Annotated in this window: 10 protein-coding genes; 2 read left to right on the forward strand and 8 right to left on the reverse strand. The window is 28.4% G+C overall.

Annotated features, from left to right (window positions below; all coding sequences use genetic code 11):
- Positions 1 to 288: 288 nt before the first annotated feature.
- Together HMPREF2706_RS02455 and HMPREF2706_RS02460 are read right to left on the reverse strand one after the other, a co-directional pair.
- Positions 289 to 951, reverse strand: coding sequence for an ABC transporter ATP-binding protein (locus tag HMPREF2706_RS02455; RefSeq protein ID WP_049427145.1), 663 nt, complete (start codon positions 949 to 951; stop codon positions 289 to 291).
- 12 nt (positions 952 to 963) lie between these two features.
- Positions 964 to 2,013, reverse strand: a complete 1,050-nt coding sequence (locus HMPREF2706_RS02460; protein ID WP_030062709.1) for an ABC transporter permease — start codon at positions 2,011 to 2,013, stop codon at positions 964 to 966.
- A gap of 308 nt (positions 2,014 to 2,321) precedes the next feature.
- On the opposite strand from HMPREF2706_RS02460, the gene HMPREF2706_RS02465 reads away from it, so the two are divergent.
- Positions 2,322 to 3,299: a tRNA dihydrouridine synthase gene (locus HMPREF2706_RS02465; protein ID WP_002434900.1), complete on the forward strand. Its 978-nt coding sequence runs from the start codon at positions 2,322 to 2,324 to the stop codon at positions 3,297 to 3,299.
- A 219-nt stretch (positions 3,300 to 3,518) separates the two neighbouring features.
- On the forward strand, positions 3,519 to 4,013 hold the full coding sequence (locus HMPREF2706_RS02470; protein WP_030062708.1) for an isoprenylcysteine carboxyl methyltransferase family protein: 495 nt from the start codon (positions 3,519 to 3,521) through the stop codon (positions 4,011 to 4,013).
- Positions 4,014 to 4,277: 264 nt separating this feature from the next.
- Here HMPREF2706_RS02470 and HMPREF2706_RS02475 read toward each other — a convergent pair whose 3' ends face one another.
- From HMPREF2706_RS02475 to HMPREF2706_RS02500, 6 genes are all read right to left on the reverse strand, one after another.
- Positions 4,278 to 4,796 carry a dihydrofolate reductase family protein gene (locus HMPREF2706_RS02475; protein ID WP_030062707.1) on the reverse strand — a complete coding sequence of 173 codons (519 nt, stop codon included), beginning with the start codon at positions 4,794 to 4,796 and terminating at the stop codon, positions 4,278 to 4,280.
- A 250-nt stretch (positions 4,797 to 5,046) separates the two neighbouring features.
- The gene (sph, locus tag HMPREF2706_RS02480) at positions 5,047 to 6,027 is read right to left on the reverse strand and encodes a sphingomyelin phosphodiesterase (protein ID WP_172969468.1); all 981 of its coding nucleotides are present in this window, start codon (positions 6,025 to 6,027) and stop codon (positions 5,047 to 5,049) included.
- 328 nt (positions 6,028 to 6,355) lie between these two features.
- Positions 6,356 to 8,224 carry a DEAD/DEAH box helicase gene (locus HMPREF2706_RS02485; protein WP_070862168.1) on the reverse strand — a complete coding sequence of 623 codons (1,869 nt, stop codon included), beginning with the start codon at positions 8,222 to 8,224 and terminating at the stop codon, positions 6,356 to 6,358.
- A complete protein-coding gene (locus tag HMPREF2706_RS02490) occupies positions 8,202 to 9,428 on the reverse strand; it encodes a ParB N-terminal domain-containing protein (RefSeq protein WP_049427138.1) in 1,227 nt (408 codons plus the stop codon). The genes HMPREF2706_RS02485 and HMPREF2706_RS02490 overlap by 23 nt, the downstream gene beginning before the upstream one ends.
- Positions 9,428 to 10,369 (reverse strand): hypothetical protein, encoded by a 942-nt coding sequence (locus HMPREF2706_RS02495; protein ID WP_070862169.1) that lies wholly within the window; start codon positions 10,367 to 10,369, stop codon positions 9,428 to 9,430. Before HMPREF2706_RS02495 ends, HMPREF2706_RS02490 begins: the two co-directional genes overlap by 1 nt.
- Before the next feature lie 96 nt (positions 10,370 to 10,465).
- Complete coding sequence (locus HMPREF2706_RS02500; RefSeq protein ID WP_070862170.1) at positions 10,466 to 12,703, reverse strand: DNA-directed RNA polymerase subunit alpha C-terminal domain-containing protein; 2,238 nt, start codon at positions 12,701 to 12,703, stop codon at positions 10,466 to 10,468.
- Between the last annotated feature and the right edge of the window lie 651 nt (positions 12,704 to 13,354).

Below are 13,354 nucleotides of genomic sequence, written 5' to 3' on the forward strand. Positions count from 1 at the left end.
TTCTTATCGAAATAAGTATATTTTTTATATGTATTTTAACTATAATGCATGAGTGAGTTTTGCACAATATAAACAATTGATTATCAATAAAGTTTTTTACAGTTTAAAATGGAATTGAAAATAATTATAAAATAGTGTTATATCAGCAATGATATTTATAATCACCACTGATCCAGAGAACTAAAACAGAAAACCTCATCATCTAGAGTTTGTTCTAAATGATGAGGTGTGTAATAAACCGATAATTTTTACTCGTTATCATTATAATTTTTATATTTCGCTATTCTACTACTTTTCTTTTAAATAGCCATCTTCCATATGATACATTTTATCACAGAATTTTGTTAAACGTTCATCGTGCGTCACAATGATACATGTTTTATGACGTTGTTTAGATTGTTCTTTAAGAATTCTCATTACTGCCATCGCATTTTCTGTATCCAACGAAGCTGTTGGTTCATCCGCTAAAATAATAGACGGTTGGGTATAGATTGCTTTAGCGATTGCCACACGCTGCTTTTGTCCCCCTGAGACTTCAGATGGTAATTTATTTTCAATTTCTTTCAAACCTAAATCATTTAATAATTTTTCAAATTCGCCAGTGCTTAAAACTTCTTTTTTATAATTTTTCAATAAACGAAATTGCTGTCTGATAGTTAGAAATGGCACTAGATTTGTAGATTGTAAAATAAAACCAATTTCTTTCATTCTCATCTTAGCAAGTTGTTTCTGACTCAATTGTGAAATTTTATTATCATTAATGTATATTTCCCCGTGTGTAGGCGTTTGTAGTGCGCCAGCCATTGTTAGGAATGTACTTTTCCCGGAACCAGAAGGCCCTACAATAGCTATTAATTCGCCTTTATCAAAGGTCAAAGATGTGGATTTAACAGCTTCAATCATTTGGTTACCATCTTTAAATTCTTTCGATACTTGATCAAACTTCAACATTGTAGCACCTCCTTATTCGATTGCTTTGAGTGGGTCAATTTTTCTAATAGATAATACCGAGAATAAGCTGCCAATCAAGGACGTTAATATTAAAACAACCCCAAACACTATGAGCGTCACAATATTAAATTCAACCGGTACCGCTTCTGGTAGGACAAATCCTGTGAGGATAGTAAGTACAAGACCTATCAATGTACCAATCAATGCTAGGATAAATGTTTGTGATAAAACCATCTTCATTAAGTAGCCATTAGTAAAGCCCTGTGCTTTCAAAACACCGAATAAGTTTTTCTTCTGCAATGTTATAACATACAAGAATACGCCAATCACTGTTGCTGAAATGATAAATAAGAATGTAATCATAAAGTTCATTGTTAGATTTTGTGGTTTATATCCAGGTAAATCTTCAATAAATTTATTAATACCTACCACTTCAAGATCTTTGTCTACTTTTTTATCTTTCCAGTGTTTATCTCGCACAACTATTGCATTGGTTTTATCTGTAGTTAATGTTGGATTGATTTTTTGCATCGTTTTATTATTAGTGAAAATAACAGGTGAAGCATTATATTTTGCACTTTCTGAGACACCTACGATGCGTAATTTTTCATCGGATTGAGATAATTTAATCTTATCTCCTACTTTAAACCCTTTATCTTTGAGTGTCTGATCAATAACGACTTCATTGTCTTTAGCAAATTTTTTACCTTTAACTATTTTCGGCATTAAAAATGAATCTGCTTTAATCCCAAAGAGTAGTGCATTCTCTTCACTATCACCATTAGAGGCGATAACGCCCATTTGTTTTAATGAGGAGGTCTCTTTAAATTTATCGTTCGATTTAGATGTTTCGAAAATGGATTGTTGCACGGTTTGATTCGCATCTTTATTTAAAACGATAGCATCCGCTTTCCACTTTTTAATTCCTTCTGTATTCATGTTAATTAAACCATTAGCTAAACCTGAAAGTAAGAAGAGTAAATAACTTATAAGAACTAAAATACCGATAATCAGGCCAAACTTTAGCTTATTGCGTTTAATTTCATTCCATGCAAGAAACATATAATACCTCCTTTGTCTGTATTATTAATCTAGTATAGCAGTTATTAAACTATGGAAGATAATAAATGTACTTCTGAAAATTTATGGTCAGAAATCATACAACTAAATCTAGAAAGTTAAGCGCCATAACGTTTGTAACTATTTTAGAAAAAAATCATTATCCTTTCATTCTTTTTTAGACTACTCGTAGACTCCCTTTCCAAAAATGATAGCTATTAAAATTCATTTTGTGTATGTTCACATTTTATGGTAATATCATCATGCATAAATGTGCGAGATACTAATAATTAAGAAGGTTTAAATATATTATGAAAGAAAATTTTTGGAGTGAATTACCACGTCCATTTTTTATTTTGGCGCCAATGGAAGACGTGACGGATATTGTCTTTCGTCATGTTGTGAGTGAAGCTGCTAGACCGGATGTGTTTTTCACTGAATTTACAAATACTGAGAGTTATTGTCATCCCGAAGGTATACACAGTGTTCGTGGTCGTCTAACGTTTAGTGAAGATGAACAACCTATGGTCGCTCATATATGGGGAGATAAGCCTGAGCAATTCCGTAAAATGAGTATTGGTTTAAAGGAGATGGGCTTCAAAGGGATTGATTTAAATATGGGCTGCCCTGTTGCAAATGTTGCTAAAAAAGGTAAAGGATCTGGCCTAATTTTACGTCCTGAAAGAGCGGCTGAAATTATTCAAGCCACTAAAGAAGGTGGACTACCCGTAAGTGTTAAAACACGCCTTGGTTATTATGAAATAGATGAGTGGAAAGATTGGCTCAAACACGTCTTTGAACAAGACATCGCAAACTTATCCATCCACCTCCGTACACGTAGAGAAATGAGTAAGGTAGATGCACATTGGGAATTGATTGAAGCTATTAAAACAATGCGTGACGAGATTGCACCACATACTTTATTAACGATTAATGGTGATATTCCAGATAGACAGAAAGGTCTTGAACTTGCTAATAAATATGGTGTTGATGGTGTAATGATCGGTCGCGGCATCTTCCATAATCCCTTTGCATTTGAGAAAGAGCCACGTGAACATACAAGTGAAGAACTATTAGACTTGTTTAGATTACATTTATCATTGTATGAAAAGTATTCAAATGAGGAGACACAACAATTTAAAGCTTTACGCAGATTCTTTAAAATCTACATTCGTGGCATTAAAGGCGCGAGTCAATTGCGCCATAAGTTGATGAGTACAGAAACGATAGACGAAGCACGTGAACTGCTTGATGAATTTGAAGCTAAAAGAAATAATACAGAAGTTTAAAATATACTAATCCCCCCTGTTAACCATGTGATTATCAGGGGATATTTTGATAATGTTCGCTTTTGGAATGATTGACTCCTAATGATTAAACTAAAAAATAAATAATGTCATTGTTCTAAAATTAATAAATAGTTAATAGTATTTCATGCGTTTCCTTTATAAAATACTGTATGTTATCAATTTGAGGTTTATACATATAATAAAAAGACGGAGGACACCATGATTTTAACTATTTTACTTATCTTTTTCTGCATCAGATTAATTAGTTTAAAGATATCTATTAATCATTCACAACAATTAATAACAAATGGCGCTATCGAGTATGGCGTTAAAAATTCAAAATTTCTAGCAATCACTCATGTTTTAATCTACGTTTGTGCAGGTGTAGAAGCACTTATAAACAAAGATACTTTTAGTTTAGTGAATAGCATCGGTTTAATGATATTAGTTTTTGCTTATATCATGTTATTTATAGTAATCAAAACTTTAGGTGGTATTTGGACTTTGAAATTATTCATTTTACCAAATCATCCTATTATTAAATCAGGATTATATAAAGTGACGAAGCACCCAAATTACTTCTTAAATATCATTCCAGAGTTAATTGGGGTGTTATTATTAACTCACGCAACTTATACAACGGTATTACTAATACCTTATGCATATTTCCTATTTGTGCGTATTAAACAAGAAGAAAAATTAATGAATATGTAAAATGAAAAGCTTGTAATCACGGAAATGAATAACGCGTTTAAATGTAACGTACTCATCCGTAATTATAGGCTTTTAACATGTTTAGTAGATATGTGAAGGAAGAATTTTACTAAGTTGTTTAATCGAAGTAAAAGTAACCAATTGATATCAAAAAGATAATTTAACATTACTGTTTGTCTTACTTCAGACAACCGTCACACTTCCCCTTTTGTAAATCATAACTATTATAATTGAGCAGGTATAATAATCTACCACCTTATTTGATTAAATGATTTCATAATCTAATTCGACAAACTGATTATATTGTGTAACCTCACGTAAGTGGAGTTTTACTTTCTCATCTATTGAATTGAATAACTCAACACCTTGGGTAAGTATTGTTGGTGCTATGGTCAACTTTAACGATGTTATGATCTTCAAATTAATTAAAGTTGAAATCAACTTACCTCCACCAACAATCCATATTTTTTCATTATCATTAAATCTATTAAAAAGTTCGTCTAAGTCACCACTATAGAATTCAATATCCCAATCAATATCTGTGACTTTTGATGAGATTACTACTACCTTCTTACCTTGATATGGATTCTCTTCTACACCATTATCAATTAACCATCTAAAGGTACGGCCTCCCATTACAACAATATCTACGCTATTATAAAAGTCAGAATAGCCATTATCTCCTTCGCCTTTAACCTCCTCTAGAAACTGAACTGATTCATCTTTATCTGCTATAAAACCATCTACTGAAACAGCTAGATAAGCACATACCTCTTTTGCCATATAAAATTCCCCCTTATATATATAAGTAGCTCAGTCTAAATTTGAGCGTCCTCACATCATACAATTACATTTATTATTTACTTCATACATATTAGCATGTTTGGTTTATAATTCCTTTGTAAAGTTACTCAAAGAGGGCCCATACTGATGAATTGGTAATTTAAAAAAAAGCTATATGAGAAATCAATTTTGAATTGTGATTTCCATATAGCTCCTATTTTAAGTATTAATATTCAAATACATAGCAATACTAATTTGATGCATATGCAGAAAGTGGATAATGGTCTGAATAGTCATTATATTTATATGTCTTGCCCCAAGATTTCACAGACCATTCTGGTGACTTCACTTTGTGTACATTATTATGCCATGAGCTTGGTTGAGCATGGTCGCGATCTAGTAAAATATAGTCTAAATGCTGTGGTTCTAATTTAGGATAGTTATATTTCGCAATGCCATTGCTTTGTGTATCCCAACTATAGGCGTTGCCATCAAATTGTGTAGGTAATGAAACGTTCAAGTTCTCAGGCATTTGTTGATATTCCTCTGAACCTTTAATGACATTTAAATCACCGCCGATATATACGGGTTCATTTTTAGGAATATGTTTATCTTTGATAAATTGTTTAATTTCATCCATTTGACTCTGTCTGATTTTTTGGTCTTTTCCTTTAATACAAATTGGATCTTCAGCTTGAAGGTGTGTTCCAATTATATGTTGGTATTTACCATTTTTATTAATTTTAATGTATGCGAAACCTTTATTGCCAGCTTTATCAGCGCCGCACCCCTTTTTGTAAATATGTTGTTCTTGTTCGACGATTGGCCATTTACTTACAATACCAACGCCACCGCTCACTGGTTTTACTTCTCTATAAGTACCTGAAGTCTGTTGCCAACCGTCTGTACCTTTACCAACAATAGGCGTTTGATAAGGATATTGAGATTGTAAATTTGTTAAAAGACGATTGGATGCTTTTTTATCGAATAATTCATTAAAAATAACGACGTCTTGACCTTGTATATAATCAGCTTTTGAAATTAAATCAGCGCGCTGCGATTGTCCCCAATTGGGATACAATGCTGTAGGCAAGAAATAAACGTTATGTGTTGTAATTTTAAGACTGTCTTCAGACTTACTTTCATTAGCATGTGTAATTGTGGAAAATGCTAATAATAAACTGCTTACAATTAGGAATGTAGTGGTTAAACATTTGCGTGGCCAGTTCAAATACCTCATTCATACACCTCATTTCGTTTGATGAAATGAGTATAACAAAAGAAATTTTGTTATTTTTAAAAATTACTATAATTAAATAAAATTTTAATAAATAATTAAAAAAATAAAGGTCTGTTGTAAAGTTGAGTATAATTTCAATAACATAGGAATGTAGTGATTAAAATTGAATACAGGATAACTTTTTGATAAACACATATCTTATAAAGCACTACTATGTATAGATAGTAATATAATTTTATTTTTTAGTACTTATATCTATAGTAATTAAACTTGAATTTATTCATTAATTTCTTAGTTGTTTACACCATATATTAATCGATTAATCTATAACGTTTTTAAAGAAGAATACTAGATCTTCATCCTCCGTAGGTAATATTTCTAATTCATGCTTATCAATAGCATCCAACATCAATTGCTCTTTTTCAGATAGTCTATTATAAATTCTTTCACCTAACGAATAATTGCCATTTTCTAACGAGTAATTTTGTTGGAAATAATAATATTGTGTATAATCATCATCTTTTAATCCTAATCTATGAATTCTATCTTTCGATTGCAATAAATGAACTAAATTGTAACTATATTCAAAGTAAATAGCATCGTGACAAGTCTGATGTAAAGCAACCGATTCTGCCAGAGTGTGGGGATTTGTAATCAAAATATCGATTTCTTTATTTTTAAATCTACTAATTATCTCGTTACGTTCTTCTTGATGAACAGATCCTGAAATAACTTCAGCTCTAATACCCATAGAATTTAAATAATGTTTTAAATCATACATTGTTTTTACAAAAATACACCATGTGATTGCTGTTTTAGATTGACTGACAATATCTTTTATAAGAGATAAAAGCGCTTGCATCTTTGAAGTGATTTCTATTTGATTTACTAAATCTTCGATATCTTGAGAGTAATCTATATATTCAACTAAATCTTCATGGTTTCCACTCAAATCTAATAGTTCTTCAAACTCTTTTAAATCTAATTTCTCTAATAACATTGAAGGCGAACTTTCCAATTGCATAATCTTAGCAAACAAGGCTAACTGATTAGTCTTATATCTAGAAAATAATATATTAAAAAGTTGCAACTCTTCTGAACTTGATGATACTTTTATAATTTTATCGTTATTAGTAGGAGGAACTCCTAATTCATTTTTAGTGGTTCTAGTAAAAAATGGTTGAATTTTATCATTAATTACTTTTACTTCTGAATTTGTTGGGTTTGCTAATAAGGATATTTCAAAATTGAAAAAGTGATTATAATCAGCTGGATACATCAAATTTAATAAATTATAAATATCTTTATATCCATTTGGTATAGGTGTTCCAGTTAAAGTAACCATGTATTTGGCATTTTCAGTTATTCTTAATGCTGCTCCCGCGTTTTCCCCTTTGGGATTCTTAATGCGATGTACCTCATCAAACACTACTAAAGTTTCATTATTAATTAAATTTTTAATTTCATCTTCTAATCTAGTTAAAATTTCATAATTAAGAAGAATCAATTCTTTGTTGCCACTCTCATATTTAAGTACCATTTTCTTTTCATTAGATGTATTAAGATCCTTAATATTTAGGTAGTTTAATTTTCTTTTTTTTCCAAAACAAGATTGATACTCACTTATCCATGACCCGAATGAGTTTAATGGCCCTATCATTACGATTCTGTTTACATTTTTCTTCACATTTAAATATGCATACATACCATATACTGTAGATGTTTTACCTGATCCTGGTACAGAAAAATTGCCAGCTTTTTGCATCATAGACAAATAAAACGCATCTTTCATTTGCTTGCTTCTTAACTTTCTTTCTAACTGATTATTTACTACACTTTGAAATTCTTCATATCGGTCATCAAATCTTATATCATCATTTTTAATATCATTACCTACTGTATACTTATAGTTAATGTATGAATCAATATTAGCTAAATAATTAGTAACATTTGAATCAACTAACACTTTTTCATTGATTTTACTTCCAATTTTTTTAATTCTCTTAATTATTTCTTTTAGGTTTTTATAGTAGATATCCGCCCTAAAAATAATCAATTCTTCTGAATTTATTTCAACATAGCTTCTTAAATAAAGTTTAAATCCTGTTTTTTTCTTAAATTGATTTAAAACATCAGATGTTGAACGAATAATCAATTGATTATCTTTATTGATAAGAACTTGTATCATTACCATAAACCTCTTTTTTTATTCTATTTACTTCTTGTTCTAATTCTTCCAAAGAATTTAAAAATTGAGGGTAATCCGATTCATCATCTAATCTAAGAACAATATTAAAATCAATATTTTGTAATACATCTATAGCTTTTTCAATCTGTTTTTTAGGTGCATCAAGTGTCACTCTTTTTTTAATTTTTTCTTGATATTTAGTATAAATTGATTTAAAACTTTCTTTTAAGTCATCATTCCCACGTATCTCTTTATTAATAAAATCAAGCGTTACATCTTCCTCATCCTCAAACTTTTCAAGAACTTCTTCACTCAATTCACGGTTTTCTTCGACAAATGGTTTGAACTGAGGTGTATTAACTAAATCTTTCATTTTACGAACATATCTTGTCATATCAGTGTCAGGTTTATTTAACAAACTAGTAAAAATAATATTTTTCATATCTATACGGTCTTCTTCAGTTTTTATTTTATTAAGTACTGCAGTTATTTCGCCCAAAGGACCGTCTAAATCCCACTCACGTGCCAAGTAATAGTGTTCTGGCATCTCAATAAATTCTAAAAACTCAACCATTAATTCTGCTCGATTAACCATTTTATTAACTTCTGTTAAACTTTGTTCAGTATTTTTGGCATATTCTTCTTTAGTAATTAGTTGATGTTTCACAATATCATTATAAACGCCCACTAACTTATCTATCGGATTATATCCAACTCTCTCTTCCCGCCCATGCTGTAAATATAATTCTAATAATTTTATTTCCTTTTTACTTTCATGAATGTCCTTGCCAATTATCATAGCTTCTATATAATTGAACTTAGGATTCTCTTTCGATAATTCGCGTAAACATGTAAACCTTCTATTTCCATCAATAATTCGACCATCTTTTAATATGATGGCAGGTTCAGTTTGTTCTAATGCTTTTATATTATTTTTAGTTTTTTTAAAAGCTTTTTCATCGCTTTTCTTGATAAATTCGTGAATTATATCGTTATAATACTCAATATCATTTAAATCAAAATTTTCTAATTCATTTTCCGCTTTGTATTTACTAATCCATGTCGCTATTCTGTCGTTTTGATCATTATAATATAATTCATTTAGTTTAATTTTATAAACATCATATGCTTTAGTAATGCCATCAACTGTTAATTTGTTTGTTAATCCTGTTTTAATTAAATTATCTTCATTTATTTCATTCATCAAGCTTCAAACTCCTCATAATAGTAATCTAAATCCAAATAAACTTTTTCCATTATTTCATCATAATACATGTTTGTATGTTTGATTGATTCAATCAATTTAGAATAATTAAATTGAACATCATATTTATCATTAATTATTTGAGTTAAATCAAAGATGTCAATTACTTTTTCTCCAATTATTTCTTCTTCAATTAAACTTGTTAAGCTAAAGTCTTCATCTAATTTCAAAAGATAATTACCTCCCATCTTATTACTATATATATTGTCTACGCCTCGTAAAATTGAACGATAAAATAATGGTTCAAAACCATATTGATCTATATCCTCACTGTCAATTAAATCAATTAGTGTGTTAATAGACCACACTCTATGGTCACTTAGTTTTATAATTGCTTCCTCTCTAAAATCATTCAAAACTTTATAAGTTAAACCAATCTCATCAAGTTTTTTGATGGTTATAAATTTTTTTGGAAAAAACTCAAATATTTTCATTTCCTTAAATTTATAAAATAACCAAGAGGTAAATGTGCTTAATCTCCATAGTCTTTTATCTATATTAGTAAAATCTAGTATATTTTTTTGATCGTAAAAATTCTTATTAAAATAACTTACACTAGTTTCATAATGATTTTTTAATATGTAAGAACTAAATATTTTATAGCCTAAATATTTTAATATAAGTTGTATTTCTTTAATTTCATATTTTAACTCAGCTTTGATGTCTTCAATAAATATGAAATCTTGATCTTTAATAATTCTCTGAACATAATCAATATCTTTCTTACTTAATGAATCATAACTTACATTAATAATTTCACCAGATATATAGTTATCTATGAATTGTAAATAATTAGCTTTAATTGTTTGTTTTTTTATTCCATAATTTTCATAGTATAAATCTACAAAATTATTAATATGAATTGGTGCATACTCGAACATCAAGTCTTTTACCTATTGTTCTCTATTTACATTTCCAACTTTAATATTTGGCATACGTGACAAGTCTATGCGTAAATCTTCTACTACGCTCAAAGTTCACTTAATAATATTGTGTAATTCATTAGCATGTCTAATATCATAACTTTTCATGAGTATTGGATATTGTTTAAAAATTATCAATGAAGAAATTTCTAAATCTTTCCATTCTTCAAAATTTATATTTTTATAAAAACTATCCCAGTCATATTGATTATAGTTATAATATCTATATATCTTCTTACCTTGACTTACAGAACTTGAAGTATCACTTAATCTATTTTCTAAGTATCTAATATCTATATTGAATTCTTGATTATTTAGACCTTGTTCTTCAATAAATAAATTATAAAGTTGTAAAACATCGGAAATATGCACTGCATCTTGACAGAATTCTTCTAATATATAATCGATAATCCCTGTTCGATTTCTATTTATTACTTTATTACCTAATTCGATTTTACCTTTAAGCAACTCATTTCTAACGCTCTTTTTTAATTCAACAGAGGCTTTATCATCATAAATGATATCTTCCCATGAATGGTTCCCTTTTTTGTAACGGATGGATAAATAATTATAAAAATCATCTCTAAAAAATAACGCATATTGTTTTGCGTCTAAATTATATGTTTTGAACCAATATGAATTATCATCTTCTCTAAACACCTCATCAGTACTATCTAAAATCTTTTTTACTATTTGTCTAACACGTTCCCTAGTTACACCTAAAGTTTTTCCAATTTCTTCTAAAGTCTTTCCTTTTAATCTAAGTCTTATCATTTCAAATTTAGTAGCATCGAAGTTTTCAGCTGCATAAAGCAAAATCGAAGGCTTTTTTGAAAATATTTTTCCGAATTTATTCTTACCTATTAAATCTTGTTCTAGTAGTTGTTTTATAGTAATGTCCCAATCAATCCGTTTAAATTCATTACTTAGTTTATTAGTTAATTCATCTATATCGTATAAAAATTCACTTTGTTTTATAAATATATAAGCTATATCTTCTGCTAGTTTTGATACATCTAAATTCATTAATTTTTCCGTAACAATATTATTATTTACTAATAAATCTAATTCTTGAGTTAATGACATCTTCTCATCTAATAATTCTTTCTCCTTAATTACATTAAATTTTTCAATTAAGTCATTTAGCAAAACTTCTTTCAAATTTAATAAAAATTTTTGTCTTGAAAATTTAAAATAAAGTCTAGAAGTATCCCCCATAAAAATTTCATGCTTATTATAAACCACAACTTGTTGAAGCAATTTCTTAAGAATAGAGATTAAATTTTTCTTGCCAACATAAGAATAAGATAATAGCCTTGAATAAGAGCTTGATAACAAATTATTTAGATTATTTAAATTATACCTAGTAATTATAGCTTTCTCCTTATTACTAAATCCTTGATGATTGGTTGAAATTTCATTTAGATATTTGCTTCCGCTCAGATATCTTATAGCTATATTAAACTTTGATTTAGGTGTATTAATTTTAATGATGTCTTCAATAGATAACTCTGGATTTTGAATAACTAAAGTATATAAATCCTTCTTAGATAATTTTAATTCTTCTCTTAATTGGTTAATTATTTTTTTAATAATTAAGCTAGTTTTATTATTTATATCTCTTAACTTATGAATATCTTCATAATTCAATTCAATTAAAGTTCCTATTAAATGGATATTATTCATTTTTAATATTTTTAAAATTTCTCTATCTTTAAGTACTTCCTCAATTTTAAGCAACCGTACTTCTTCAATTGACAACGTTTGAATAATTGAATGTTCTTCTTCAATTTTAGAAATAAGGTGATTTCTAAATTCTTGAATTTCTTTGATTGATTTTGTTCCTAAATTTCTAATTTTTTCCAAGCGATCATCTGTTAAATCTTCAATCTGGTAATTATAAACATAGCCATGTTTAATTAATTGATTTTTTGAACGATTAGACAAAGGCGAGTACATTATGAATTGATTATCTGCTTTTTTATAAATCACTTCATTAACATCTATTTTATTTAGCTCTTTTATATTTTTTATGTTCTCTGCTCTTAAAAGCGCTAAAAAATTGCTCCCAAATAATTCTTCAAGATTACTATAATTAGAATTATTAATATTAATTAATTTGTTTCTATAATTAAATATTTCTTCTCGCATATTTTCGCTAAAGGTTTCTAAATTATTAATATCATCGTTAGTTAGAGTAATAAGTGCTTTTACATGTTTTATATTTTGTTTAAATAGAATGTTACGGGCGCTCTTTGATAAGTTTAAATCACTAATTCTTATATTTTCCATAAATCCACCTAATTATAATTCTAATATTTAAAACTAATATTAAAATGAATTATACAACATTTTTAGTTTGGTGAAAATATACTTTCTTCTTTTTTTAACACTATTCTGAAATGTTAGTATTTTTAAAATAAAACCTCTTCTTGTTTCATTTTCGGGAAATAAAATATTTGTTCAAAATCTTATATTATATAAGATATTAATTTTAAAACTCATTTTTACTAAAAAGCAGAATATTACCCTTAATCTCTCTTAGTGAAAAAGAGGAAGGTTTTATGTTTATGATGTGCCCACTCAAACTTTAGAATATTCACACCATAACGGGGAGCTTAGAATAAGTTTCACGCAATAGAAATACGCTTAGATACAGTTTATCAGTACCTAAGCGTATGTCTTAGTCTTTTAAAATTCATTAATTCTTCTAGTTTATTTAAAATTTTAGATGTAGTCTCATTTGAGAAGTCTCAATTTAATTAAACTACCTCGCATAAATTATTAGTTCTATAGAGTGAAATCAATGCTTTTTACTAGTAGAATACATCATCAACAATTTCATTTAACTGACGTGAAATACTAGCAAAATCACTATTTAAAAGTACGTCCTTCCACTACCAACAATATCCCTACTATTATAAAAGTCGTAATAGTCATTAT

This window comes from Staphylococcus sp. HMSC067F07, assembly GCF_001837405.1.
GTDB classification, from domain to species: domain Bacteria; phylum Bacillota; class Bacilli; order Staphylococcales; family Staphylococcaceae; genus Staphylococcus; species Staphylococcus capitis.

Bases quoted from the DNA above. Each gene is read 5' to 3' on its own strand.
- HMPREF2706_RS02455 (WP_049427145.1), bottom strand. From the start codon at position 951: ATGTTGAAGTTTGATCAAGTATCGAAAGAATTTAAAGATGGTAACCAA.
- HMPREF2706_RS02460 (WP_030062709.1), bottom strand. From the start codon at position 2,013: ATGTTTCTTGCATGGAATGAAATTAAACGCAATAAGCTAAAGTTTGGC.
- HMPREF2706_RS02465 (WP_002434900.1), top strand. From the start codon at position 2,322: ATGAAAGAAAATTTTTGGAGTGAATTACCACGTCCATTTTTTATTTTG.
- HMPREF2706_RS02470 (WP_030062708.1), top strand. From the start codon at position 3,519: ATGATTTTAACTATTTTACTTATCTTTTTCTGCATCAGATTAATTAGT.
- HMPREF2706_RS02475 (WP_030062707.1), bottom strand. From the start codon at position 4,796: ATGGCAAAAGAGGTATGTGCTTATCTAGCTGTTTCAGTAGATGGTTTT.
- HMPREF2706_RS02485 (WP_070862168.1), bottom strand. From the start codon at position 8,224: ATGATACAAGTTCTTATCAATAAAGATAATCAATTGATTATTCGTTCA.
- HMPREF2706_RS02490 (WP_049427138.1), bottom strand. From the start codon at position 9,428: ATGAATGAAATAAATGAAGATAATTTAATTAAAACAGGATTAACAAAC.
- HMPREF2706_RS02495 (WP_070862169.1), bottom strand. From the start codon at position 10,369: ATGTTCGAGTATGCACCAATTCATATTAATAATTTTGTAGATTTATAC.
- HMPREF2706_RS02500 (WP_070862170.1), bottom strand. From the start codon at position 12,703: ATGGAAAATATAAGAATTAGTGATTTAAACTTATCAAAGAGCGCCCGT.